The sequence below is a fragment of the Rhodococcus sp. P3_B8 genome, from assembly GCF_056402775.1.
On the sequence record NZ_JBFUGT010000054.1, the window covers coordinates 1 to 25807 of the forward strand.

Here is a 25807-nt window from a genome sequence, read left to right on the forward strand (position 1 = left end):
CGCTTCTGTGTATCTAGTGTCGTGTCAGTGCGCGATCACGTCGGACGCGGTCTTGACGTCCCGAACGTCGCTCGCACGACCGTGCGGCATGATCTTGAGGATCGCAAGTCCGACGAGGGCGAACCCGGCCGAGACGAGGAATGCCAGGCGATATCCGTCGGAGTCGAAGAAGGTTCCCAGTTCGGTCGTAAAGGTATGCATCGCCAGCATCGCGAAGGCGAGCTGAACCGCAATGGCACTCGACAAGTTCTGCGCCGACAGCATGATCGACGATGTGATGCCCTGCTTCTCGGGCGGTGCAGACTGGACAACGAGATTGGGCAGTCCACCGTACGTCGCGCCCATACCGATTCCACAGAAGAGCAGCCACAACAGCACTTGCCACGTTTCGGAGTGCAGGAAGGCGAGTCCGATACTACCAACAGCGAGGGCACTGCAGCCTGCCATCATCGGGACGCGAATTCCCCATCGCGCAGCTTTGGCACCACAGATGAACCCACAGATGACCATCGCCGCCCCGTGTGGCGCCATGTAGGCGGCCACTCCGAATGCATCCGAGGCGAAGCCGATCTCGCCTCCCGGATCGCGTGGCATCTGGACGATGATGGGTACGAGCGACACGACGATCGCCGCTGGCCCGTACACAGCAGCGTTGAGTATGAGCGTCGTCCACATGGGTCGGGTGCGGAGCAATGAGATCTCGATGATCGGCTCGGGAAACGAACTGTCCCACCAGATCCACGCGGCAAAGCACGCCAGTCCCGCGACCATGAATCCGACGAAGCTCGTCGATGTCCATCCCCAGGTGCCGGCATTGCCAAGCCCGTAGACGAGCAGCGCACCACCGGCTCCGAGCAGGATTGCACCAACCCAGTCGAGTCGAGACTTCACCCGCAGCGGCGACTCCGGAAGTAGCAGCAATACCCCGATGATGCAGATCACCTGGAATGCGGCAATGCACCAGAAGACCGACAGTGGGCCGTACCCGTCGATGAGCCACCCCGCGATGAAGGGCGAAATGACGAGAAGCGCACCGGCACCGGTGAAGGTCACTGTGATCGCGAAGGCGATCAGTTGCTTCGGGAACACGTCGCGGATGAGGGAGTACCCCAGCGCGGGTGTCACGTAGAGAAGTCCCTGCAGCCCCCGCCCGACGAGAAAGACCTCATAGGTCGGGGCAACCGCTGAGATGACGCCGCCAGCCGCCGACAGGGCGGTGACAATGACAAGCAGGTTTCGCTTGCCGCGTAGGTCGGCGAGCTTTCCGATCATTGCGACGGCAACGGCGGTGACAAGGTTCGCGATGGTGATCGTCCAGCCCAGATCAGTTGTCTGGAAGTGCAAGCCGATACCCGGGAGCGCGGTCCCGACCAAGCTGTACGAAAACGTTGCCAACTCCCCGAGCATGACGACGACGACAAGCGCGCCGATCCACCGAGGCGTCCAGATCTTGCCCTTTTCGCCGACGGGCGGTGTGTACTCGGATTCCTCGAGTGGGTTGGCAGAGGGTGGGTTTGTTGTCATGCACGTGCTCCCTGTCCGATCCGGAAGGATGATGTAGAGATGATGTGATGCACGCCACTGCTGGGCTTGCCGTCACAGTAATTGACCAAGCGCATGCTTGGCAATAGTCGAACTTCCGAATCGGACTACTTACGCGGACATTTCCTCAGTAGCCGCCCTGGTTCGCGAAGATCCGGGCGGGGTTTTCGATGAGCATCACATCGATCTGGCCCTGGCTGACCCCTCTGTCCAGCAGCGCCGGGACGACATCCTGAGGAATGTGGGTCCAGCGCCACTGTGGGTTCATCTCTCGACGACGCACCGGATCGGACATATCGGAGAAGCAGGATGTGTCGTGCGACAAGACCATCCGGCCGGCGTACCCGCGCCGGCACATTTCCGCGACGATCTCCACGCGCTTGTCAAAAGGCACGGTGTTGAGCCCGAATCGATCCATTCCCAGATACGACCCCGCGTCAGCAAGTTCTTCGAGGTAGTCGAAGTCGTCGGTGTCACCCGAGTGTCCGATCACCACCCGAGACAGATCGACGCCTTCCTCCTTGAAAACCTTCTGCTGGTCCAGGCCTCGGCGCAACCCTGAATGGGTGTGCGTAGTAATCGGTGCACCAGTTTCACGGTGCGCGTGTGCAACCGAGCGCAAAACTCGGTCCACGTCCTTCGTCAGACCAGCCTCATCGGTGACGCATTTCAGCACCGCCGCCCGAACACCGGTCCCGGTGATTCCTTCGGTGATGTCACGTATGAAGAACTCGGCAAGGCGATCGGGCCCACCGGCGGCGGTCCCCGGACCGCGGTAGTGGAAGTACACGGGGAGTTCACTCAAGACGTACGCGCCCGTCGCGACCACGATGTTGATGTTCGACTGCTCGGCCACCCGCACGACCCTGGGAACGTATCGCCCGAGACCAATCACGGTCAGGTCGACCAGCGTGTCGAATCCTTCGGCCTCGAGCGCCGCGAGACGCTGTACGGCTTCGGCTATCTGAGTATCTTCGTCCCACTGTTCGGGGTAGTCGGGCCAGTTCTGCTGGACTTCCGGGCTGGTGACGAAGATGTGCTCGTGCATCAGCGTTCTGCCGAGCGCGGACACCGGAACGTCGCCGGTGGCGGTCGACACTGTAGGTTGCGACATCATGCGAATCTCCTGTGCTGGGTCACCGGAGCGGTGACAGATACGACGGCGAGTGTTCCTGCGGGCATCAGATCGGTGCCTGCGGATGAACGATGTGGTTCTGTGCATGCCATGGTTGATGCGCCTGGAATCCGCCGTCGACAATGATTGTCTGCCCGGTGATGTACTTCGATTCCGGCCCCGCCAGGAATGTGATTACCGATGCCAGATCCTCGGTTTCGCCGAACTCGTCAACCAGCAGGTTGGCGTTGTAGGCCTCGAGCTTTTCCGGGGACAGGTTCTGCTGTGCGGTCGGGCTCAGGATCAGCCCGCTCGCGACGGCATTGACGCGGATACCCCTCTTCCCGTGCGATGTTGCCACTGACCGGGTCAGCGAGTACTTGGCCGCCATCGACGCTGCGTACGCGACGTGGACTGTGTCCCCGCTGAATCCGGAGGTGGATCCCACGTTGACGATCACGCCTCCACCCCCGCGTTGCATGATCGGGATGGCAAAGCGGGTGGCCCACACAGCACCATAGAAATTGACGGCGAATGTTCGCTCCCAGGCGTTGTCGGGAGTGACCTCGACATTCAGGTCACTCTTCTCCACGCCCCCGTAGGCAACGGCGTTGTTCACGAGGGTGTCGATCCGCCCGAAGGTCGTCTCTGCCTGTGCAACAAGTTTTTCGACATCCGACTGGATTCCCACGTCGGCCCGAACCGCGAGCGCCACTCCCCCACGTGCGCTGATTTCCTCCGCGACCGAATCCAGCTTGTCCTCCTGGATGTCGTTGATCACCACAGACGCACCCATTTCGGCGAGCCGCAGTGAAACAGTTCGGCCGACACCTTGCGCAGCGCCCGTGACGATCGCCACCTTGCCATCCCAATTGACCATCGTGCGATCCCTTTCTTAGAAAACTGACCCCTTCACGGTACTAGAGCAAGCGATTGCTTGGTATAGTTGGCGGACAATCCAGCAGGAAAGGGGCGAGCGCATGCTCGACTTCGAGAAACGACCCGGCGCAGCACTTATTGCGGGCGGGACCGGTGGCATCGGGCGCGCCGTCAGCCGCGTACTCGCCGAGCGAGGAAGCCAGATCTTCTTCACCTACCGCGGCAACCAAGAGGGTGCGGCGAGTTTGGCGTCCGAACTCAGCGCACTGGGCGCCAAGGTCGAGTTCGCGCGGGTCGACCTCGCCAGCATCGAGGAGGCATCCGAGCTCGCAACTAGTGTGCGCGACTCGTTCGGCGGGATCCACACGGTCATCTATGCCGCCGGACCCCACGTACCGATGACCCACCTGAGTCAGGTCACACCCCATCAGTTCCGAGCACAACTCGAGGGTGACGCGGCCGCGTTCTTCAATCTGGTGCACCCGACGCTGCCGCTCCTCCGCGAGTCGCGTGGCAGCATCGTGGCGGTCACGACGGCTGCCACCCGACGATTCCCGGTTCGCGACGGACTGTCCTCGGGTCCCAAGGGAGCCGTGGAAGCCGTCGTCCGAGCTCTGGCCGCGGAGGAAGGACGATTCGGCCTGCGCGCGAACTGCGTCGGGCCGGGAATGCTCACCGACGGGATGGCCGCGCGGTTGATCGGGTCAGGCGATCTCGACGAACGCGCGCTCGACATCACCCGTCGCAACATTCCGTTGCGCCGCTTCGGCGACGCGGACGATATCGCCGAGGCAGTCGCCTTCCTCGCGTCCGATCGCGCCGACTTCATCTCCGGTCAGACCCTCGACGTCGACGGCGGGTACGGAGTCTGAGGTACTCGAGCAGAAACGAAGGGCGGGCCGTTCGACGGGCCCGCCCCTCGTTCGTCATCTACTCGCCGGCCAGCTTCTCGACGACCGGGATGAACGTTTCCAGGTCCTTGTCGTTGTGAAGCACGAAAAAGTTGAGGCCGTGCGTGTCACGCCAGTACCGAAGCTTGTCGACCATCTCACTGACATCTCCACGCAGGATCTGTGGAGTCTCTTCCTGCTGTGAAAGATTGACAGCACTCCAGCTCTCCTTGCTTTGGGGAATGCCGACTTCCTGGATGCTCGTGCCGATCGCGATGTCGTCGAACCGCGTACCAGCGGACTCCCGGATCGTCTCGATCTTCCCGAGGAAGGATTCCAGCCCACCATCTTTCGCGTCCGGCGCAGTACCGTCGGCACGCACGCGCAGCGTCAGATTGACGTAGTTCGCGTACCGACCTGCCAGCTTCAGCATCTTCGGGCCGCCTCCGGGGAAGAGGAACTTCGGGTACGGCTTCTGCACCGGCTTCGGTTCCTGCACCAGCTCGTCGATCTGGTAGTACTGCCCATTATACGAGAACGCCCCCTCCCCCCACACACCACGCAGGACATCTATGGACTCGACGAATCTGTCGAAGCGCACCTTCGGTGGGTCGAAACTCAATCCCGCTCGGTCGTAGTCTTCACGCATCCATCCAGTGCCGAGCCCGACGTCGAGCCGGCCGTCCGACAGCACGTCGAGAGTGGCCAATTCCTTGCCCAACACGACGGGGTGCCGGTAGTCATTCGAGAACACCAGGGTGCCGATCCTCAGAGTCGACGTGGCCGCGGCTGCCGACGCCAGCGCCGCGATCGGGGCGAAACGAGGACCCACGAAATGATCCGGCATCAACAGCGTCGTGAAACCGGACTGTTCGACCAGGCGTGCGCGCTCGGCCCACGCCTTTCCGGTGTCCGCCTTCCGTACAACGACACCGAACATGAATTTTTTCGTCGACTTATCTTGTGACATTGACCTTCATTCCTCGCGTGCTGCCGCCAGGGCAGGCGTTGATGGTGAAATCTCCTGCAACCCGCTGAACCGCCGGATCGCATCGACGACACCAGCAATGGCTCGTCGACTCGCGGTCGTCCATGGAGCAACCCCGGTAAAGCCATGTGGCACATCGGCAAACGAGTGCAACTCGACCGACACTCCCGCCGCTCTCATCCGCAACGCATAGTCGACCGCCTCGTCGTGCAGACAATCGGCGCCCGCCGCAGCAACATACGCCGGGGGAAGACCGCTCAGATCGGTAGCCGCAGTGGGAGAACCATACACCGGAGGAGCGAACCGTTGGTCGCCCAAATAATGTTCCCAGCACACCTCCGCATCGTGGGCGTTGAAAATCGCGCTGTCCGCGAAGGACGTCATCGACGGTGATGTCAGCGTCGAGTCGATGAACGGGTACAGCAATATCTGTCCCGCGAGCGCAAATCGGCCCTCGTCACGAAGCCGTAGCGCGACCGCGGCCGCCAATCCGGCTCCGGCACTACCGCCCCCGATCACGACCTTCCCGGTGCCAAGGAGCGCGAGAGTCCCGGGACGGTGTGCGTCGACGAGTGCCGAGACAACGGCATGACAGTCGTCAAGTCCCTGCGGGAACGGATGCTCGGGGGCCAGCCGGTACTCGACCGACACCACACCAATGCCGATGTCGGATGCTATTCGCGCGCATAGGGCGTCATCTTCGTCGGCCGTCCCGACAACATACCCACCGCCGTGAATCCACACCAAGGTCGGTGCGTCGTGGGCGAGATCTCGGGGCACATGGATTCGGACCGGAACCTGATGTCCATCGCCGAGGGGAATGCTGCAGTCGTAGTGTGTCTCCACGTCCTCGGGCAGCCGCGGCGGTGGCGCGGTTGCCCGCATTGCGGCGAAAGTTGCGCGTTGCGCGGCAGGATCTTCGAACTGCAGCGGCGGGAAGTGTGCCACCACGTTCTCGAACTCTGCGTCCACGTGACCTCCTGTATTCATCATGAGCTCGACAGTTTTTCCTGTTATCCCGTTCCCGTCGCGCCGCCATCGAGTACGAGGTCCGTGCCGGTGATATACGAGGATTCATCGGAAGCGAGGAAGACGGCGCCTTCGGCGATCTCTTCGGGCTCCCCGGGACGGCGCAACGGAAGTCCGGTCCACCGGTCCGGATCACGTTGTTCGGAGTCCGGAATGTTCACTCCCAGCATGGGACCGGTGACAGCTCCAGGTACCAAGCAGTTTACGCGGATCCGGGACGGCGACAACTCCGCGGCCGCGACGCGTGTCAGGCCGCGGATTCCCCATTTGGTCATGCCGTACGCCGCGTGGCCGACGTGACCAGCGAATCCGGCGGTGGACGAGACGTTGATGATCGAACCTCCGCCGGACGCGATCATGAGGGGAGCGACGGCGCGAATACCGAGGAAGGCACCCTTGAGGTTTACCCCGATGATGGCGTCCAGTGCATCGTCGCTTTCCTCGAGGATCGGACGCGTCCAGTATCGTGCCGCATTGTTGACGAGCACATCCAAGCTACCGTAGTCGTCGTCGATTTCGGCGACGACCTGCTTCCAGGAGTCGGTGTCAGAGACGTCGAGATACGTGTACCGGACGTCTTCACCGATCTCGGCTGCTGTCGCGAGTCCGAGTTCGCTATTTACATCGGCGATGACGACCCGGGCTCCTTCACGGGCGAACGCCCGCGCCTCGGCCGCGCCCTGTCCCTGGGCGCCGCCGGTGACGAGAGCGGTCTTTCCGGCGAGCCGGCTCATACCGCGGCTGCGGCGCGCTGACGATCGGCGATCGGCAGTCGGAAATGTGGAATGACATGTTCACCCCAGGCCTTGATGGTAGCCATACATACCTCCTGTGGAACGGTTCCCATCTGAATGAGGCAGAGAACTTCGTCGACGCCGACCTTCTCGAGTTCCTCGACATACTTGATCGCGGTCTCCACCGTGCCGTAGGCATGGTCGATGTTGAAATTTGCTGCGGCGAGCGATCGTTCGGAGTATTGCGGGCGGTCGCCGCGGTCGAATGCCGCCTCCTCTGAAGCTGCCTTGGCACGCATGTACTTGATGTTGTCCTCGTCGACGGTTGCTCCGGTGGGCGGGTTTGCCCCGCCCAGATGCCAGTAGCCGATGGATTCGCCGAAGAATCGCTGGCCGCGGGCCCCGATTTCCTTCGCTTGCTGTTCGTCGTCGAGGACGATCGTCGGGCACAGTGCGACGAAGTGGTCGTTGGTGACATCCGAGACGAACTTTTCACCCGTGCGGCTCTTCACCCGGTCCCAATAGAGTTGGTGCTGCATCTTGATGCTGTCGAGCCCGCCGAAGCCGAACACGAGCGCACCCACGCCGAGTTCCGCAGAATGCACTACGGTGTCCGGCTTCGTACTGGCGAGGAACAACGGTGGATGCGGGGTTTGCACAGGCCGCGGAAGCACTCGGAGAGGCGAATTCCCATCCGGCGCTTTGATGTCGAGGAGCTCACCGTGGTACTCGAAGTCAGGTGAGCGCCATGCCGCTGAGACGATCCGGAGCGCCTCCTCCACCTGGGCAGCGGTTTCCGCGGGGTCCACGTTGCACATCGCAGCTTCCTGCAGGGTGCCGCCCCTGGCAGCGCCCAAATTGAGGCGGCCGTTCGAGAGGACGTCGAGCATGGCCGCCCGTTCGGCCACCCGGGTGGGATAGTTGAAGTTGAATGGCATGCAGACTGCACCGTGCCCGATCCGGATGCGAGACGTCTTCGCAGCCACCGTTGCAAGGAACAGTTCGGGCGCCGACATGTGCGAGTAGTGCTCGAGGCCGTGGTGCTCGACCGCCCAGACTCCGTCGAAGCCCATCTCCTCGGCGTACACGGCCTGTTCGATCGAATCGAGGTAGGTCTGACGCTCTTTCGCGGGCGTGGGATCAGCGATCTGCGCCTCGAAAATCATGGAGAACTGCATGCGGGTCCTTTCGTGGTAGTTAGCCAAGCGCTTGCTCGCCGGATGGCGACACAGATTGGCGCTGACTTGAAGGGGGGATCCGGACTGCCTGTCAGGCGGCGCGCAGGGCGCGTCCGGAGGCGGCGAGGGTAGCCACTCTGCGACCAAGGAGGCTGACACTGGACGCGAGTGTGATGTCCTTGAACTCGACGGCGCCATCAGAGCCGGCCACAGTGGCTGCGTCGCGTTTCGTGATGACCATGCCCGTGCCCACGACATATCCACCGGAGGCGCGGACGGTGCGGGCGAGGAAGTCGATGTCGATTGCAGCGGCAGCAGCGGAACCGCCGATCACGGCGAGCCCCACAGCCGCGCACCGTAGGATTCCGTGCGCACCGACCTCGGCGAGAAGCCGCTTCATTTCCTCGATGCCGGCGGGACGATCTCCCGCTTCGATCAGGAAGACGATGCCATGGGATGAAAGTCGCGAATCGCCGTCGATGGGGCGAACGGTCAGTGCGTCGAAGATGGAGTGCAGAGCCGCGTCCAGCATCGGGCGGCTCTCGTCGACGTCCGGGGTGCTTGCATCCCGGAACGCATACGCATGCAGACGGGTGTTGCCGCGGACCGCTCGCACATCGCCGTGATGAGCCAACCGCGGCAACTCCCGCGCGGATGCGAGTGCGTCCACAGGGACGCCGAGACAATCACTGGAGCGGCGGGGAGCGAGATCTGAAGTAACCAACATCAGGCGAATCCTCCGGGAAGTGGGGTGTCGCCCATGTAACCCTGATCACAGCGTCTAGTCAAGAGGCAGTGAGTCTAGTGAAATTCTCGCTCGTCGAGTGCAGCCATCCACATCGATGCCAGCACGTCCACGGCCTCCACCGCGTCCAGGTCGGAATCGGGCGTTGACCACTGCATGAAGAGGCTGCCGAGCTGGGAGAAGATCAGCAAGGCCCGGATTTTGGCCTGCTTCGGCGTCCACCGCCCCGTCGCCGACAAGGCCTTCGCAATCCTGTCCGTTTCGAAGTCGAAACTGCGGCCCCTCCGGTCGCCGATTTCCTTCTCCACGCCGGCAGCCTCACTCACGACGATCGAAATTTCGCGGGTCGTCTCCCAGATCTTCACGATCTCGCGAAGCCAGACCCGAAACGCGTCCAAGCTGGGTTCCACCAGAACAGCGGCGAATCGCGAGAATGGCTCCGCGTACACCATGTCGAGCTCGTCGAGGAGCGCATCCACTACCTCGGCCTTCGTCTTGTAGTGCAGGTAGAAGGTGGCACGTGTGGCGCCGGCCGTGCTGGTGATGTCCGTGACCGCAGTAGCGAGGTAACCGCTCTCGACGAAGCAGGCGATCGCGGCCTCCTTCAGCCGAGTCTTTGTCAGCTCCTTCTGGAGGTCGCGCATGTTCCCGCGCGCAGCCTTGGTCATCGCGTCGTCCCGCCTTCCAGATTCCGTTCGACCTGCAACTCTAGTTCACGGGTTGCTCCTACCGCCCGCCCATGACGATGCCGTGCTGCCCGTCCAGGATCACGCGGCCAAGGCTATGGGGAATGGCTGGGGTCCAGCGCGGGCGCGATGGATCGGAGGGCGGCAAGTGAGTCGAAACTCGAGTCCGTCCGCGGCGAGTCGTCGTGGGCAAAGATCGTGCCATCCGGAAGTTCGAACGGCACGATTTCGGAGTCGAAGTACCCCGCTGCGGCGGCGCGGCTCGCCCGCGAATGGGACAGGAGCGCGAATTCATCCATCTCCGTCCGCGTGACCCCGTATCGCGCTGCCACGATCTCCGCGGTGTCGAACACCTCCATATACGCAAAGTTGATGAAATCCGGGCGACGCGTATCGGTGAACCGCGGGTGATGGTCGGCTGGGGAGAACCCTTTGCCGAGACACAATGAGAAACTGTCGCCACCACCGGCGACGTAGACCTCACCGTCACCAACAGCAATCGCATGAGCAGCCATCCTGACTGCAGACAGCGCCGAACCACACGATCGACTCAACGTAATTGCGGGAACGGTCACCGGAAGCCCCCCGAGGAGCCCAACCTGCCGCGCGGTGTTGTAGCCCTGGGAATGATCGGGAAGACTACAACCCCAATAGAGTTCGGAAACATCGTCCGGTTGCAAATAGTCGTTGCGCGCGAGAAGTGCTGCAATCACGGTGGAGCCGATGTCGTCGGCTCTCACATCGGCGAGTCCGCCGCGGAACGACTTTCCGATTGCCGTCCGGGCCGCATCGAGAACTACGACCTCATGCACGGTCCCCTCCTCCTGAGATCATGTCTGTCAGCGCATTCAACGATTCTGCTCCTTCACCCGCTGCACGACAGGAATCATCTTCTCCACGTCGCTGTCATTCGCGAGGACGAAATACGAGACGTTGTGCAACTCGTGCCACAAAAGAATCTTTTCCGCGACGGATTCGACGCTGCCCTCCATGATAAAGGGAGTCGGACGCATGGCATCGACGTGATTTCCCAGCGTGGGATGCACTTCGCTCAGCCTGTCGTCAATCGCCACGGCACGGATACCCACCGAGATCTCCACCTCCCGATCTGCCTCCTTGGCTGCATCGTGCACTAGTTCCAACTTGCGCAGGAGCGGTTCGAGACCGACGTCATCGGGAGCGACTCCCCGTCCATTGCTCGCCGTTCGAGTAGTGACGTTGACGATGTCACCTTCGCGAGCCGCAAACCGAAGCATCTGGGGACCTCCCCCGCCGAGAAGTAGAGGCGGTCCGCCGTCTTGTAGGGGCAACGGCGCGTGGTCAAGCCCTGTGGCCGTGTAAAATTCACCCGTGAAGTCGGACGGGCCGGCCTTCCACGCCTCCCGCACAATCTGAACGCCTTCCCGGAGCCTTGCCAGGCGTACTCGAGGCGAATCAAAAGCGATTCCGGCGCTGTCATAATCGGAACGCATCCACCCGGCGCCCATCCCCAACTCGAGGCGCCCACCGGACAGCAGGTCGAGCGTCGCAGCTTCTTTCGCCAGCACTGCGGGGTGTCGGTAGTCGTTCGCAAGGACGAGGACACCCAGCCGAATGCGATCGGTCAGCTGCGCGGCCGCGGCTAGGGCCACCATCGGCGCGTACCGCAGCCCGCTCAAGTGGTCGTTGACGAGAAGGACGTCAAACGGGCTGTCTTCGAGCGCTGTGACGCGTTCGCGCCATTTCTTCGCCGACACGCTCGGCGCCAGCGTGGCTCCGAACCGAATCTTTCCGGTCATTGCGATATCCCGTCGCACGCGGATGAATGTGGCGTGTGGGCCCGTTCGCCCAGATCGGTACTACCCGTGCTCGATCCACACACTCTTGTGCTCGAGCCATTCGTCCAACGTAGTGGGCCCGTTCGAGGTGCCCGTCCCGCTTTCCTTCTGCCCGCCGAACGGGAGCGCCCAATGCAGTCGGCGATACGTATTGACCCACACGGTGCCCGCCTCGAGTCGGCGAGTAAGACGGAGCGCGCGCGAGAGGTTCTGGGTCCAGACGCCGGCAGCGAGACCGTATCCGCTGTCGTTGGCCAACCGGACGGCGTCGGCTTCGTCCGCGAACGGCATGGCCACGGCGACCGGCCCGAAGATCTCCTCCTGGCACACCCGAAGTTGCGGATCTTCAGTGAGAAAGAGCGTGGGTTCAACGAAGTATCCTTCGCGCAGTGGACTTTCGGGCGTGAACAATTCGCTGCCGCAGCGACCACCGAACGCAAGCGTCGCTCCCTCTTGCCGTCCGCTCTCCAAGTATTCGCGGACCTTGTCGTACTGACCGTCGAACGCAAGGGGACCCATGTCGGTCCGGGAGTCCAGGGGGTTCCCCAGTACCATCGCGGAGGCTCTCGACCGCAGTCGCTCCACGAAGTCGACGAAGATCGCTTCCTCGACGAGGATGCGCGATCCTGCGATGCAGGCCTGCCCCGCGCTGGCGGTGTAGATTCCTGCCGCAACCACATCGGCAGCCTGATCGAGGTCTGCGTCCGCGAAAACGATGTTCGGCGACTTCCCGCCGAGTTCGAGTGCGAGAGATTTGATGTTGGCCACCGAGTTCTCGGTAATCCGCCGCCCAGTCGCGGTCGAACCGGTGAAACTGATCTTGCGGACATCTGGATGCCTCACCAGTGCCTCACCGGCACTGGAACCTTCCCCGGTCACCACATTCACCACGCCACGGGGAATCCCCGCCTTCTCGAGAAGCTGCGCAGCAACGAGCACCGACACCGACGCCCGCTCGGGAGGTTTGACGACGATCGTGTTACCGGCGGCGATCGCCGCGGAGACCTTCGCCAGGAACATCGCCAACGGTGCATTCCACGGGATAATCAGACCCACCACACCGAATGGCTCACGTACTGAATAGGTCGTCGCGGAGTCCGACACGAGGACCGTATCGCCGGTGATCGTCTCGGCCAGCCCGGCGTGGAATTCGATCTGCGACGCGGCGCCCGCGATGGCCGGTTCCGCTTCCCGGCGCGCTCGTCCGTTGTCGGTGGCGTCCAGGCGCCACAACGTGTCGAGATTCTCGCGGACGGTTGCCGCCCAGGACCGCAGCAGGGCAGCACGGGATGCAGCCGGGAGAGCACGCCAGGAGTCGAGCGCCGACTTCGCTGCGCGTATCGCGTCATCGATGTCTTCCGCACCACCGGCGGGGATTCGAGCCCAGACCTGGCCGGTCGCCGGATTCACGCTGTCGATCCACTGCCCGTTCCGCGACGGCCGGAGCTCGCCGTCAATCAGCTGCAGATAGTCCATCGGTTCGTCATAGATCGCCATGTCGTGTCCCTTCGAGCGGAGAGCGCAGTCATCAGCGGGCGGAGTCGCTACGCGGTTGTCCGCGACGCGGTACCGGCGTTGACGTCGATGATGCTGCCGGTGATGTGTGGGGTGTCCGGGCCGATCAGAAACATCACTGCTGCCGTGATCTCGCGCGGCTCGAGCAGTGCGATCGGCTGGACATGGTGTACGCGCAGCGCGGGCTCGACATCGTCCCAGGAGGGGTTCGCGAGGTCCGGGCGCATCGCCCGGTAGAGAGCCTCGTTATGCACCATCTTGGTGGACGTGTTACCGGGGGCCACTCCGTTGACGGTGATTCCGAAGGCCGCCAAATCCTGCGCGGCAGCTTTCACCAGTCCGATTGCGCCCCATTTTGACGCAACGTATGGAATCGATCCCGGCACCGCGGTCCGCCCCTGGTTGGAGGCCGTCACCACGATTCGCCCGTACCCCTGGGCGATCATCTGGGGACTCACCGCCCGCATGCTGTGGAAAACCCCGGTGAGGTTGCTTCCGAGCACTTCGTTCCACACGTCGAAATCGGCGTCCTGGATCGACCCGCCTCCGTACACCCCGGCGTTTGCTATCAGGACGTCGATGCGCCCGAACATGTCGAGGACCTTGTCCATCGCGGAGAGCGTCTGCTCGCGGTCGGCGACGTCACACACTAGGCCGAACGCACGAGTTCCACACTCACGGACAAGCGCCTCGGTGTCCCGGAGGTCAGACTCCTCGGCCTGCGGGTAACCGATGCACGGTACGTCTGTACAACGATCGAGTAGGACGACGTCAGCCCCCTGACGCGCGGCCGCGACGGCGTGTGAGCGCCCTTGGCCTCGCGCGCCACCCGTGACGACAACGACCTGACCTTCGAGGAAACCCATTGTCAGCCTTTCACTACCGAGGAATCGGTTAGATGCCCGAACTGTTCGACAAGCACTCGTCGCAGAAGTTTGCCCTTGCCACCGGAGCCGTCGTTGGCGTGCGGCAAGCTGTCCACCACTACGATGTGATCGGGTCTGGAAGCGGGCGCTAGTGCGACGGCGAGGCGATCGGCGATTTCCTCCCGGTCAAGCTCACAACCCTGCTTCGGTGCCAGCACCAGCAGTATCTGCGGATCCGAATCATGAACAGGCAGCCCGACAGCACCGGCTTCGGCTACCCCGTCCACCCGGGATGCGACGTCTTCGATCTGCGCGGGGAGAGTGAGAACGCCGTCGCGCTCGATAGCGTCGGTTCGCCGCCCGAGCACTGTCAACCGACCGTGCTCATCGAGCGAGCCAATGTCGCCTCCGACGAACCATCCGCCCCTGAGCGCGTCACTCGTGGCGTCGGGTTGCCCGTAGTAACCGGCCGACACGTGGGGTCCGCTGATCTGGATCTCCCCCACCGTGTCGATTACGGGCGCACCGGTCGAATCGACCACCCTGACGGCACCCCCGAATCGGGCCCACCCGACTACCCCGTCCGGGACGCTCCCGTCGTCGCGGCGGCCGATCACGCTGTACGGAGCCTCGGTCTGACCGTAGTACCCGTACAGCTCCAGGCTCGGGAGACGCCGGGAGATCCGGTCCTGCAATGACGCCAACAGCGGTTCGCCACCGAGCATGGCTACACGCAGGGAGCTGAGGTCGACCGCTTCGTGATCCGCAGCGGACAACAGCTCCACGAAGAAGCTCGGTGTCACGCTGATATGGGTGATTCTCTCCCGCGGAACCGTTTTCAGGAACTGTTCTGGTCCGAAGTTGTCCTCGAGTACGAGTGTGATTCCGGCCGCCAAGGCCGGCGCGGCGACGGCAATGAAGCCAACCCCCCAGATGATCGGGCCGGTTCCCAGTGCCGCCTGCCTCAGTACAGGGACATCTGCCCACAGGCCTTGGGAGATCGCGATTCCCGAGGCGTGCGTGTACTGCACGGCCTTCGGCAATCCTGTCGTGCCCGAGGTGAAGAACAAGGCGAGCAGATCGTCTCCCCCTGCGCCGAGGGGTGGTTCCGTTTCCGAAGACTCCGTCGTCAGTTGGTCGAGGTCGACCGCGTCGTTGCTGTCCGGTGCGCCGCCGGTTCGGATCCAGGTCCGGATGTGCTGAAGCGTGGGTCGAAGTTGGTCGATGACCCGGTCGAACTTCGCATCGTAGACGAAGGTGGTGGCCTCGATCCTGGTGACGATCTGCTCGAACGTGTCGAGAGGCCAGTACGGGTTGAGGGCACAGAGAACGGAGCCGATTTTCGTCTGCGCCAGGTAGATCTCAGCAACCGAGAGTGTGGAGTCGAGCAGTGTCGCCACCCGTTCTCCGGGACGTACGCCGGCCGCGAGGAGTGCGTTGGCGGTTCGGTTGACCCGGCCGTCCAGCTCGGCGTAGGTGAGCCGCTCTCGGCCGCAGTACGCCAACGCCGGCATATGAGGTGCTCGATTGCGCTGTGCGGACAGGATCGCGTAGCCGAAATTCGAGTAGGGGGTCCCTTGCATCGATCTCACCTCGTCATCTCGCTCGTTGCTGCTGTGGTGATCGGAGTCGGGTCACTGCCGGGGTATCCGCCGCCTCCGTGCCGTATGTCCAGGAGGTCGTAGTCGGGTACGAATCCGCGCCTCGGGATCGCCTCGACGAAGACCACCGATTTCGGCTTCTTGTACGACGCGACCTGGTTGCGCACGTGCGCGATCAGCTCCTGCTCGGTCACCGACGACGACGCATTTCGCACCACGAGCGCGACCACGGACTGGCCCCAGGTGCTGTCTGGCCGGCCGATGACTGCAGCTGAGTCGACGTCGGGATGTCCGAGTAGGGCGCGTTCCACCTCGGCCGGATAGATGTTCTCGCCACCGGATTTGATCATGCGCAGTTTGGGGCCGACAAATGACACGGTGCCGTCGGATTCCCTTCTCCCGAGGTCACCTGTGTGGTACCACCCGTCTCGGAATCGAGCGGCGTTGAGATCAGGGCGGTTGAAATATCCGTTGAAGAGGTGCATTCCGCGGGTCGTGATCTCACCGACGTCGCCGGCCGACACATCTCGTCCGTCGGTATCGACGATCCGCACCTGCATGAGTGGGCTCGAGCGTCCGTGAGTACCCAGACCATTGATGCCGAGAGCGTGGTAGGTCAGCATTCCGCCGACTTCCGTCTGTCCGTATCCGGCGTTGGATCTGCCCCATGGACTTCGATCGAGGGTAATCATGTGATTCCAGGTCGAGCCTGCCGGACCGAAGCACAGACTCGACAGATCGTATCGATCGTCCCCGTTGGCGGCAACCAGCTGATCGATCATCGCGGGAAACAGCATGGCGCCCTGGCACCGCTCTCGCTCGATCAGTTCGCATGCCCGTCGCGGTTCGAACTGGGGAAGAACGACATTCGTCCCGCCGCACACGAATGTAGCCACCGCGAACATCCAGGTTCCGATGTGAAAGAGCGGACCGCTGTCGAGGAAGACGAACCCCTCCGTGATCTGGCGTTGGACAGCGACGACCAGGGAGTGGCTGATCAGCGCTCGGTGGGAGATGAGTGCACCGTTCGGGCGTCCGTCGAACGCTGCGGTGTACAAAAGCAGGACCGGATCCTCGGCGTGGATCGACTCCGGTAAGGGTGCCGGAGTCGTTGGAAAGGACGCCGACCACCGCTGGTACTCGTCATCGGAGTCGTCGCTGCAACGCACCCACGGGATACGGTCGTCACCCAGACTGTCGTGGAGGTCTCCAACGATTTTCGGTTCCGAGACGATCAGCTTCGGCTGAAGATCGTCGATGACGAAGCGGAGCTCGTCCGCACTCTGCCGCCAGTTCGCCGGGCACAGGATGGCGCCCACTTTGCCCGCCGCGATGAGCAACTCGAAGACGCGGTGAGAGTTTGCTCCGATCCACAACACGCGATCACCGGGAAGCACCCCTTCGCTTGTCAGGGCGTTCGCCAGTCGGTCCGTCCGCTCATCGAACTCGGCGTAGGTAATCCGCTCGTCACCGTCGACGAGGGCCACCATGTCACCGCGGCCGCGGCGGTTCTCCCGAACGATGTCGGCGAGGGACAGCTCTGAATACACGAGGCGTGCCTTTCACAGGGATGGATGGTGCCGGCGGTGTCAGCGGAACGCGGGAATGACTTCCTTCGCGAAGAACGTGATCGCCTTCGCCATCTCGTCAAAAGGCATGTGCCGGGTGCTGCCGAAATCACACATCAGGTGGTTGAAACCAAATTCCTGCAGCATCGCGACCTGTCCGATGACCCGCTTGGGGTCCCCGATGACTTCGAGCTGCTCCCAGCGGAAGTCGTTGCCGACCTCACCGCCCTTCAGGTAGCGGCCTTCCCAGAACTCGAAGCCCTTCGCGACCTCACCAGTCTTCGAATCGATCGGGGCACTCTTCTCGTTGAAGATGCGCGACCGGTCGAAGGACGCCTCGAACGCAGCTTGATCCTTCCTCGCCTGTTCGACGGTCGGCGCGAGCCAAACCGACCGCGACACGACGAGATCGGTGTCCGACGTGTCGAATCCGGACTCCGCGGCGATCCGATGCCAGGTTTCGGCTGCGTTATGGATCTTCTTGAACGGCGCCGCCGGATCCGCGAGGATCGGCAGCCCACGTCGGGCATACCGCTCTACCGTTTCGGGGCTGACCGCCGCGACGTAGATCGGTGGGTGCGGATTCTGAAGCGGCTTGGGTGTGAGGGAAACCTCACCACTGCGGTAGAACTGGCCCTCGTGCTTGAACGGGTCCTTCGTCCACAGTCCTGTGATCGCTTCGAGCCCCTCGTCGAAGCGATCACGGGCTTCCGCCAGACTCATCCCGAAGCCGTCGAATTCGATACTCTGATATCCACGGCCGAGGCCTAGATCGAGTCGTCCGTTCGACAGCAGGTCCAGCTGGGCGGCCTGCTCGGCCACATGGATTGGGTTGTGCAGGGGCAGCACGACCACGCCGGTGCCGAGACGGAGTCTCTCGGTTCGAGCCGCCAGGTAGCCGAGCATGGTGAAGATGCTCGGTACCGTTCCATAGTCCCGGAAATGGTGCTCGGACACCCAGACTCCATCGAACCCGAGTTCTTCGAGCAGGTCGGCCACGCGGAGGTTGTAGTCGTACACCTCCTTGATGCTGTTCCTCTGATCGGCGCGGTGAAAGAGCAGGAAGGCAGAAAACTTCATCGGTCGGTGCTCGACAGGAGCATTCATGGTGGACAACCTTTCTTGCGCTGCCGTGGCGTAGTGCCGCCAGGATGGCGCTCAACAATTCATGTGGGCAGGAACAACGCGACGGACTTATCGATCGATCACACGTGCACCGAACTCTTCGATCGACTTCAGCAACGAGTCTCGGTCCGTACCCGCGAAGGGGACTGAAAGCCAATCGACGCCGGCCTCGGCATATGTTCCGACGTCCTGGCTCAGCTGGTCGAACGTGTCGAGGTCCGGGCTGTCGGTCATACGCATCCCGAACGGGACAAAGCACACGTCCGGACGGTCCCTTCCCGCGTCGAGAGCGCTGGACCGGAGGTACTGGATGCGGTCGGCCAGTTCGTCGATCGTCTCCAGTCCCGGTGTTCTCGTAAGCTTCGCCGCTGCGGCCGGTTGCGGCATGGGCATCCACCCTTGTCCGAACTCGACGACTCGACGAATCGCGCGCTTGCTGTTCCCGCCGAACCAGATCGGAGGATGTGGAGACTGCAGGGGTGCCGGGCGCATCGTGTGCTCGACCACTGAGTAGGGAGGATCCTCGATGGTGACGGATTCACCCGACCACGCCGATTTCATCAATCGCAGCGCTTGATCGGTGCGTTCACCTCGATCCTCGTAGCCCAGGCCCAATGCGGCGAACTCGGACCGGAGGTATCCCACCGCTGTTCCAAAGATGACACGTCCGCCGGACAGGACATCGAGGCTCGCGACCGCCCGCGCAGTCAGGAACGGGTTGTGATAGGGAAGCACGAACACATTGGTAAGGAGTCTGACACGGGTCGTACTTGCGGCTGCAAAGGACAGAGCGACCATCGGGTCCAGGGCTTGGTGGCCTCCCCGGGACAGCCACTTGTCCTGCGGGAAAGGATGGTCGGTGACGGACACCGCATCGAACCCCGCGTCCTCCGCAGCGCGAGCGACATCGGCCACGGCGTCGGCGGTGAGAAACTCCGTGGGCCGGTCGACCTGATCAGTCGGGAGACCGAGTACGTACCGCATCAAATCCTTCTTTCATTCACCACTTTGCACAGGGAATGTGCCTACTTCGGGGCGAGAACGGATCCGGGGAACGGCGCCAGCAAGGTTTCACGCCAGGGCCCATCGAGATACTGCCGTGCGCTCTTGCGCCACTCGACGAGCCTGGGGTCTGCGGTCGCTTCGGCATCGAGTCCGACTGCGGCGTCGTATGCGCGCTGCGTCTCGAGGTGACAATCGATGTCCGTGCCCCAGAAGGTAACCACCTCCGTGTCGGAGAGCATGACCTCGTACAGCCCGACGAGTCGATGGCCGTGGTCGGCGAGAATCGGAGCCCGCTCCTCGCGCACGGCAGCGAGATAGTCCTGCGCTGCCCCGGGGCGAACCTGAGCGATCTCGTGGAGGAAGAATGGCGCCGTGTACTGCTCCGCACGCAGTTCCTGAAGATCAGGCGTGCCGCGCACCGCACCCATGGGGCGGGAGAAAGCCTTGTGGCGAAGGTCGTCGATACTAGACAGGAACAGTTCCGGCTTCACACCGTTGTAGATTTCCAGCTGCTGGCGCCAGCCACCGTCCCACCCGCCGTGGCAATCCCACAATGTGACGGCCTTGAACTGTTCGTGCCCGGTGATTCCGATCGCGTAGAACGCGCCGACCAGGTCGATCGCCCGTGATCGGACCGACAAACCCTTCGTCAGCTCCGCATCGGAGTCCGTCCGCTGTTCGTCTTCCTTCTTGTAGTTGACCAGCCACTGAAGATACTCCCGCGGGTTCGTGGAGTTCATCGGGTGGAAGTAAACCTCTTCGAGGAGATAGATGCCGCGTGCCACTCTTCGTCCCTTCATCGAAAACAAGCAACTGCTTGCTCAAATATTGATGTTACGAGTCCGCCCAGTCCGAGGTCAATGCCGAGAGCAACCTTTGACAGCTCCCGCCTGCGACCCTAGCCTTGCATCAAAACCAAGCGCTAGTTCAACCGGAGTCTAACGTGACGAAGAGTGAAACGGGAAGCAGCCGCTCAAATACCCGAGGCAACCACAGTGCGTGATCAGAGTGCGATTGCCGGCGTCGGCCGGACGCCGTTCTACAAGAACTCGGGCGTGAGCACGCTCGAACTGGGACTTCGGGCCATCACAGCGGCGCTCGACGACGCCGGCCTCGAACTCGGCGATGTGGACGGCTTGATTACCCACAGTGTGGGCGACGCCGTCCCAGCGTCTGCGGTAGCCCATAGCCTCGGAGTCGACGACCCCCACGTCCTCCTCGATCTCGTCGGTGGAGGCAGCATGTCGGCCGCCGCCGTTGGTGCCGCCGCCATGGCAGTCACCAGCGGCCAGGCCGAGGTCGTAGTGGTCTGGCGAGCATTGAACGCCCGCTCCGAGTTCCGGATGGGCGGCACCGGCCGCTCCGCACCGACATTGGTCGAGTTTCAGTACCAGGTTCCGTACGGCCTTCTCGCCCCACCACAACAGTTCGCGCTCGTGGCACGCTCGTACATGGCGAGGTCGGGCGCTACCTCCGAAGACCTCGGCCGCATCGCAGTCAACCAAAGGTCGCACGCGATGCTGAATCCCCTGGCGATGATGACGACACCGTTGACCATGGACAAGTACCTCAATTCACCCCTCGTCAGTGACCCGCTGCGCTTGTTCGACTGCTGCCTCGAGACGGACACCGCGGTCGCCGTCGTCGTGACATCCGCGGCCAGGGCCCACGACCTGCGTCGATCACCCGTACTGATCAGCGCTGCCTCCACTGGCGGCGGCCACAGCCTCTACTCCGGCAGCAGGACCGACTTCTCAACCAGCGCCGCCCGCGAGATGGCGCCACGACTCTACGCACGCGCTGGTATCAGCCCGGAAGACATAGACATCGCCGAACTGTACGACGCATTCACTCCATTAGTACTGATGCAGCTCGAGGACTACCAACTCGCGCCGCGCGACGAGGCAGCAGCATTTGTAGCCGCCGGCGAGACGACCTTCGGTGGAAGCCTGCCCGTCAACACACACGGAGGACACTTGTCCGAGGGCTACGCACACGGTCTCAATCATGTCGCCGAAGCGGTACTGCAACTGCGCGGAGAGGCTGGACCGCGTCAGGTCGAACACGCTCGAACCGCCCTGTGCACCGGCCAGCCCGGCTATGTCTCGGGTGTCACCTCGGCCCTGATCCTGCGAGGTGTCCGATGACCGGTTCGTACGGCGATCGCGACTCGGCCAGCTGGTGGCAGGCCTTGGAGCGACAGCAACTGCAGGTCCAACAGTGCACGTGCGGCGCACTCCGGTGGGCGCCCCGAGCTCTGTGCAACGAGTGCGGCTCCTTCGACTGGGAGTGGTTCACGACGGACGGCGCAGGGACCGTGGTGACCTGGACGGCCACGCATCGGGCATTCACCCCCGGTACCGTCGTGCCGTTTGTGGTCGTCCTCGTCCGCCTCGACGCGGGCGAGAACCTGCTCATACCCGGCGGCTGGACCGGAGACGAGCACGGATCCGACCTGACAGTCGGCCTGCAGGTAGTCGCCGAGTTCACGTCGCCCGACCTGCGGGACGGGAACCCGTCCACACTGATTCGCTGGACACGACGAAACCAAGCAAACTAGCGCTTGGGTGAAAACAATGCATACTGTACCCATGGCACCGAAATCCCGAACCACCCTGTCTGCACCCGCGACACGCCCGCGACGCGGCACTCGGCAACGGTCGGAACAGGGAGAAGGCAGCTCCCAACGGCGCCAGGCTTTGCTTGACATCGCGGCCGACCTCTTCGCCGAGCAGGGTTTCCGCTCGACTACCGTACGTCAAATCGGTGACGCAGCGGGGGTTCTCTCGGGAAGCCTCTACCACCACTTCGAGTCGAAAGAGGCGATCGTCGACGAGATCTTGTCCGCGTATTTCACCAGCCTCATGGCGACGTACGAGGAGATCGTCAACAAGGATTCGGAACCTGCGGTCGCACTCCGCCACCTCGTGAGGGCGGCTTTCAATTCGCTCGACGAGCATCGCGCCGCCATCACGGTCATCCAGAACGAACGCGGGTATCTCAATCAGTTTCCGCGCTTCGAGTATGTCGCCGAGTCCGAGGCCGAAGTCAGGCGGATCTGGACCAAGGTTCTCGACGACGGAGTGGCGTCCGGGGCCTTCCGGGAGGACCTCGATACCGCAATCACATACCGATTCCTGCGCGACTCCTTATGGGTCGCGGTGCGGTGGTTCACACCTTCCGGACGCCTGTCGGCGGACGAATTGGCCGACCAGTACCTGAAATTGGTAATGAGCGGCCTCGAGAAGCCGAGCGCTTGGGCGAATCCGGATCGGCCCCTGTTCTCGGGCTGACAACGAACACCCTGAACGTAGCCGCGTGTCCAACCCGGCTGTTGCACCGAAGGCCGTCACTGCAGAGTGGCGGCCTTCGGCATTTGCGCCAACGCGTCGCAGGAACTTCCCTCGAGCCTGCTGGTGTGAGAAGGTTGATCCTTAACCAAGCGATTGCTTGTTTCAGTCGAAGGGAAGACCGTCTCATGAACGAAATCCCCGAGTGGGGGACCCTCCCGCGAATGCTCCGCCAGCGCGCGACCGCCCATCCTCGGAGTGTTGCCCTCATCGATGGGGACACCACACTCAGCCTCTCCGATATTCGAACTCAGGCGTCGCAGGTCGCGCGAGCTCTCATCTCCCGAGGCGTCGTCGCGGGCGATCGGATCGCGGTGTGGGCGCCGAACTGCTGGCAGTGGGTGGTCACCGCTTTCGGAATTTGGGACTGCGGTGCCGTGGTCGTTCCCCTCAGCACGCGGGGAAAAGGGATCGAGACCGCAGAAGTTCTCCGTCGAACCGGATGTCGGGTGCTCGTCGCAATCGACGACTTCCTCGGTACCTCGTATATCGATCAACTCGCTACGGCCGTGGGCGGCCCTAGCTCCGACGCCCCCTTTGCCGATCTCCCCGACGTGCACACGCTCGTGTTGCTCCAGGGTGACAGGAACATTCCCGGCACGTTCCCGTGGGAGGCATTCCTCGATCTGCACGACACGGTTCCGCTCGAGGCCGCGGAGAAGCGTGCACTGGCGGTCGAACCCACCGACATCTTCGAAATCCTCATGACGTCCGGTACGACGGGCCAACCGAAGGGCGTCATGCTCACCGGCGGCCAGATACTTCGAGCCTACTGGGATTGGGCCGAAGTCTGTGGGCTCGGCAAGGGTGACCGACTCCCAGTGGTCAGCCCGTTCGCACATGGCTTCGGAATCAATGCCGGCATGATCGCATGCGTCGAACGCCTGGCGACGATGGTGCCTGTCGCCGTCTTCGATCCCGATCGCGCGCTCGATATGGTCGAGGACCTCGGCCTGACGACTCTTGCAGGCCCGCCGAACCTCTTCAGCCGGATCCTCTCGGATCCCGAACTCGATCAACGGGATACCTCGTCGCTCCGCTGGGCAATCGTCGGCGCTGCGAGCGTTCCGGACGAACTCGTGATCGCACTGCAAGACCGACTCGGGTTCGAGCGAATCACCAACGCGTACGGCCTGATCGAGGGCTCGGTGGTAACGATGACCCGGCCGGGCGACCCGACGGCTGTGGTTGCGGGCTCGGCCGGTCGAGTAGTTCCCGGAATGGAGCTCCGCCTGGTGGACAGCGACGGCGCACCGGCCCGCACCGGTGAGCAGGGCGAGATCCAGATTCGCGGCTACGGAGTGATGCAAGGGTACTGGGACGCCCCGCAACTCACCTCCGACGCATTCACCTCGGATGGGTGGCTGAGCACCGGCGATGTCGGTTCACTCGACGGTGAAGGCAATCTCCGGATCGTCGGGCGGACAAAGGAAATGTTGATCGTCGGTGGCTTCAACGCCTACCCGGCAGAGATCGAGAGCCTCCTCCTACACAACCCACAGCTCGCTCAAGCTGCAGTGATCGGCGCACCGGACGATGTCCTCGGTGAAGTTGTCTGGGCGTTTGTAGTCCCACATGAAGGCGAGGATCCGACTGAGGAGGAGATCGTCGCCTGGGCCCGAGCGAACATGTCGAACTACAAGGCCCCACGCCGCGTCCTCGTTCTCGACGCACTCCCAGTCACGGCGAACGGCAAGATCGCCAAGGCGTCACTGCGGGAGCGTGCCGATCAGCTGAGAACCTCGGCCTGAGCTGACGGCCACTCCCCCGCATCGACATACGGCCGCGACGAGGAGACCACGTGAAGTTCGATGACCACCGGCAGATTCAGAACCTGATCTACCGCTACCCCTATCTGCTCGATGCCGGGCGGCTACCTGAGATGGGAGAACTATTCGCACACGCCGACATCTACATCGATGGAAGTCTCGCCATTCGCAGCGACGCGGGAGCTGTGGCGGACCTGTGGGCACGCTACGTCCAGATCTACCCGAACGGCACCCCCAGGACACATCACATCGCTACGAACCTGATCATCGAGGATGACGGCCCCGATGTGATCCGTGCGCACTCCTACGTGCTCGTCGTACAGAATCCGCCAGGTGTACCGCTCAATCCCATTACTGCAGGCGACTATCTGGATCGGTTCGTCAAGGTGGGAGACGTCTGGCGTTTTAGTGAACGTCGAGTGGGAAACGACCTGTTCGGCGACATGGCGCACCATCTGCGCGAGCCGATGAACATTCGCGACGATATTCCGCCCCAACGATGGGAGGACGTGTGATGCACGCAGGTGTCCAGATGTTCCCCTCGGCAGAATCGATCACCCCGAACGATCTCGCGGTGAGTGCCGAGCGGTGCGAGTTCGAGTCGGTGTTCTTCCCCGACCACACTCACGTCCCGCTCGGCGACGGTTCACCGGGTTACTCCGGCCACGACGTCCCCGAGTATTACCGCACAACGATGGATCCCATCGTGGCCATGACAGCAGCCGCGACCGCAACAACCAACATCACGATCGGCACCGCGGTGTGTCTGGTAGCCCAGCGTGACCCGATCATCTTGGCCAAACAGATCGCGTCCATCGATCAACTGTCAGCCGGTCGGGTAACCCTGGGCGTGGGTGCCGGCTGGAATGACGAGGAGATGCGAAACCACGGTACGGAGCCGTCAACTAGGTTCAGCCTCATTCGTGAGCGGGTAGAAGCCATGAGTGCGATCTGGCAGCAGAAGGAAGCGTCGTACCAGGGAGAGCATGTGAACTTCGCGCCCATGTGGTCGTGGCCGAAGCCCGTACAGCGCCCCCGCCCGCCCGTACTGGTCGGGGGTGGAGGCCCGACCGTCCTGAAGCGGGTCATCTCCTACGGCGATGGTTGGATGCCATTCRGGGAAGGGACCGATCAGGTGGGCGATCCCCTCTCGGGGCAGGTTGAGGAGTTTGAAGCTGAACTTGGTTGGCGCATCGGCGAGCTGCGGCGGCTCGCCGACGCAGCTGGCCGGCCTCGCCCCTCGGTGACGTTGTTCAACGCCTGCCCCCACCCGGCGGCACTCGACAGATACCGCAGCATGGGGGTCGATCGAGTCGTGTTCTGGCTCCCGACTGCAGCCACGGACCCCACTCTAGAGACCTTGCACCAACTCAGGGCATTGCTTCGGTAGCTGAAGGCAGTCAGGA

The 25807-nt window shown here is 62.9% G+C and carries 25 protein-coding genes; 7 read left to right on the forward strand and 18 right to left on the reverse strand.

Going from position 1 to position 25807, the window contains the following annotated elements:
- Positions 1-24: 24 nt before the first annotated feature.
- From AC1D1G_RS18950 to AC1D1G_RS18960, 3 genes are all read right to left on the reverse strand, one after another.
- Positions 25-1524 (reverse strand): MFS transporter, encoded by a 1500-nt coding sequence (locus tag AC1D1G_RS18950; protein WP_317571386.1) that lies wholly within the window; start codon positions 1522-1524, stop codon positions 25-27.
- Positions 1525-1669: 145 nt separating this feature from the next.
- Positions 1670-2659, reverse strand: coding sequence for a phosphotriesterase family protein (locus AC1D1G_RS18955; protein WP_477953209.1), 990 nt, complete (start codon positions 2657-2659; stop codon positions 1670-1672).
- A 64-nt stretch (positions 2660-2723) separates the two neighbouring features.
- Complete coding sequence (locus tag AC1D1G_RS18960) at positions 2724-3515, reverse strand: SDR family NAD(P)-dependent oxidoreductase (protein ID WP_317571385.1); 792 nt, start codon at positions 3513-3515, stop codon at positions 2724-2726.
- Between the two features lie 121 nt (positions 3516-3636).
- Here AC1D1G_RS18960 and AC1D1G_RS18965 point away from each other — a divergent pair, with 121 nt between their 5' ends.
- Complete coding sequence (locus AC1D1G_RS18965; RefSeq protein ID WP_105422303.1) at positions 3637-4407, forward strand: SDR family NAD(P)-dependent oxidoreductase; 771 nt, start codon at positions 3637-3639, stop codon at positions 4405-4407.
- A 58-nt stretch (positions 4408-4465) separates the two neighbouring features.
- On the opposite strand, the gene AC1D1G_RS18970 is transcribed toward AC1D1G_RS18965, so the two are convergent.
- The 15 genes from AC1D1G_RS18970 to AC1D1G_RS19040 form a co-directional block, all read right to left on the reverse strand.
- Positions 4466-5365, reverse strand: a complete 900-nt coding sequence (locus tag AC1D1G_RS18970; RefSeq protein WP_477953211.1) for a TIGR03621 family F420-dependent LLM class oxidoreductase — start codon at positions 5363-5365, stop codon at positions 4466-4468.
- 36 nt (positions 5366-5401) lie between these two features.
- Positions 5402-6385, reverse strand: coding sequence for an alpha/beta hydrolase (locus tag AC1D1G_RS18975; RefSeq protein WP_477953212.1), 984 nt, complete (start codon positions 6383-6385; stop codon positions 5402-5404).
- A 41-nt stretch (positions 6386-6426) separates the two neighbouring features.
- A complete protein-coding gene (locus AC1D1G_RS18980) occupies positions 6427-7176 on the reverse strand; it encodes an SDR family NAD(P)-dependent oxidoreductase (protein WP_283334352.1) in 750 nt (249 codons plus the stop codon).
- Complete coding sequence (locus AC1D1G_RS18985; RefSeq protein WP_477953214.1) at positions 7173-8501, reverse strand: LLM class flavin-dependent oxidoreductase; 1329 nt, start codon at positions 8499-8501, stop codon at positions 7173-7175. The genes AC1D1G_RS18980 and AC1D1G_RS18985 overlap by 4 nt, the downstream gene beginning before the upstream one ends.
- Positions 8446-9081, reverse strand: a complete 636-nt coding sequence (locus AC1D1G_RS18990; protein WP_477953215.1) for a hypothetical protein — start codon at positions 9079-9081, stop codon at positions 8446-8448. The genes AC1D1G_RS18985 and AC1D1G_RS18990 overlap by 56 nt, the downstream gene beginning before the upstream one ends.
- A 74-nt stretch (positions 9082-9155) precedes the next feature.
- A complete protein-coding gene (locus AC1D1G_RS18995; protein ID WP_477953217.1) occupies positions 9156-9767 on the reverse strand; it encodes a TetR/AcrR family transcriptional regulator in 612 nt (203 codons plus the stop codon).
- 113 nt (positions 9768-9880) lie between these two features.
- A complete protein-coding gene (locus AC1D1G_RS19000) occupies positions 9881-10597 on the reverse strand; it encodes a thiolase family protein (RefSeq protein ID WP_477953218.1) in 717 nt (238 codons plus the stop codon).
- Between the two features lie 36 nt (positions 10598-10633).
- On the reverse strand, positions 10634-11563 hold the full coding sequence (locus AC1D1G_RS19005; RefSeq protein WP_283334357.1) for a TIGR03621 family F420-dependent LLM class oxidoreductase: 930 nt from the start codon (positions 11561-11563) through the stop codon (positions 10634-10636).
- A 60-nt stretch (positions 11564-11623) separates the two neighbouring features.
- On the reverse strand, positions 11624-13099 hold the full coding sequence (locus AC1D1G_RS19010; RefSeq protein WP_317571379.1) for an aldehyde dehydrogenase family protein: 1476 nt from the start codon (positions 13097-13099) through the stop codon (positions 11624-11626).
- A gap of 47 nt (positions 13100-13146) precedes the next feature.
- Positions 13147-13983, reverse strand: a complete 837-nt coding sequence (locus AC1D1G_RS19015; RefSeq protein WP_283334359.1) for an SDR family NAD(P)-dependent oxidoreductase — start codon at positions 13981-13983, stop codon at positions 13147-13149.
- A gap of 2 nt (positions 13984-13985) precedes the next feature.
- Entirely contained in the window at positions 13986-15566 is a 1581-nt protein-coding gene (locus AC1D1G_RS19020) for a class I adenylate-forming enzyme family protein (RefSeq protein ID WP_477953221.1), read from the reverse strand.
- A gap of 5 nt (positions 15567-15571) precedes the next feature.
- Entirely contained in the window at positions 15572-17134 is a 1563-nt protein-coding gene (locus tag AC1D1G_RS19025) for an AMP-binding protein (RefSeq protein WP_477953223.1), read from the reverse strand.
- A 39-nt stretch (positions 17135-17173) separates the two neighbouring features.
- Entirely contained in the window at positions 17174-18232 is a 1059-nt protein-coding gene (locus AC1D1G_RS19030; protein ID WP_477953225.1) for an LLM class flavin-dependent oxidoreductase, read from the reverse strand.
- 114 nt (positions 18233-18346) lie between these two features.
- Positions 18347-19261 (reverse strand): LLM class F420-dependent oxidoreductase, encoded by a 915-nt coding sequence (locus AC1D1G_RS19035; RefSeq protein ID WP_477953226.1) that lies wholly within the window; start codon positions 19259-19261, stop codon positions 18347-18349.
- A gap of 41 nt (positions 19262-19302) precedes the next feature.
- Positions 19303-20067, reverse strand: a complete 765-nt coding sequence (locus AC1D1G_RS19040; RefSeq protein WP_477953228.1) for a hypothetical protein — start codon at positions 20065-20067, stop codon at positions 19303-19305.
- 210 nt (positions 20068-20277) lie between these two features.
- On the opposite strand from AC1D1G_RS19040, the gene AC1D1G_RS19045 reads away from it, so the two are divergent.
- From AC1D1G_RS19045 to AC1D1G_RS19070, 6 genes are all read left to right on the forward strand, one after another.
- Positions 20278-21429, forward strand: a complete 1152-nt coding sequence (locus tag AC1D1G_RS19045; RefSeq protein ID WP_283334365.1) for a thiolase C-terminal domain-containing protein — start codon at positions 20278-20280, stop codon at positions 21427-21429.
- Complete coding sequence (locus AC1D1G_RS19050) at positions 21426-21842, forward strand: Zn-ribbon domain-containing OB-fold protein (RefSeq protein WP_283334366.1); 417 nt, start codon at positions 21426-21428, stop codon at positions 21840-21842. Before AC1D1G_RS19045 ends, AC1D1G_RS19050 begins: the two co-directional genes overlap by 4 nt.
- 139 nt (positions 21843-21981) lie before the next feature.
- Entirely contained in the window at positions 21982-22575 is a 594-nt protein-coding gene (locus AC1D1G_RS19055; protein WP_105422270.1) for a TetR/AcrR family transcriptional regulator, read from the forward strand.
- Between the two features lie 185 nt (positions 22576-22760).
- Positions 22761-24383 carry an AMP-binding protein gene (locus AC1D1G_RS19060; RefSeq protein WP_283334367.1) on the forward strand — a complete coding sequence of 541 codons (1623 nt, stop codon included), beginning with the start codon at positions 22761-22763 and terminating at the stop codon, positions 24381-24383.
- A gap of 50 nt (positions 24384-24433) precedes the next feature.
- On the forward strand, positions 24434-24916 hold the full coding sequence (locus AC1D1G_RS19065; protein WP_283334368.1) for a nuclear transport factor 2 family protein: 483 nt from the start codon (positions 24434-24436) through the stop codon (positions 24914-24916).
- Between the two features lie 17 nt (positions 24917-24933).
- A complete protein-coding gene (locus AC1D1G_RS19070; protein ID WP_477953230.1) occupies positions 24934-25791 on the forward strand; it encodes an LLM class F420-dependent oxidoreductase in 858 nt (285 codons plus the stop codon).
- Positions 25792-25807 lie beyond the last annotated feature (16 nt).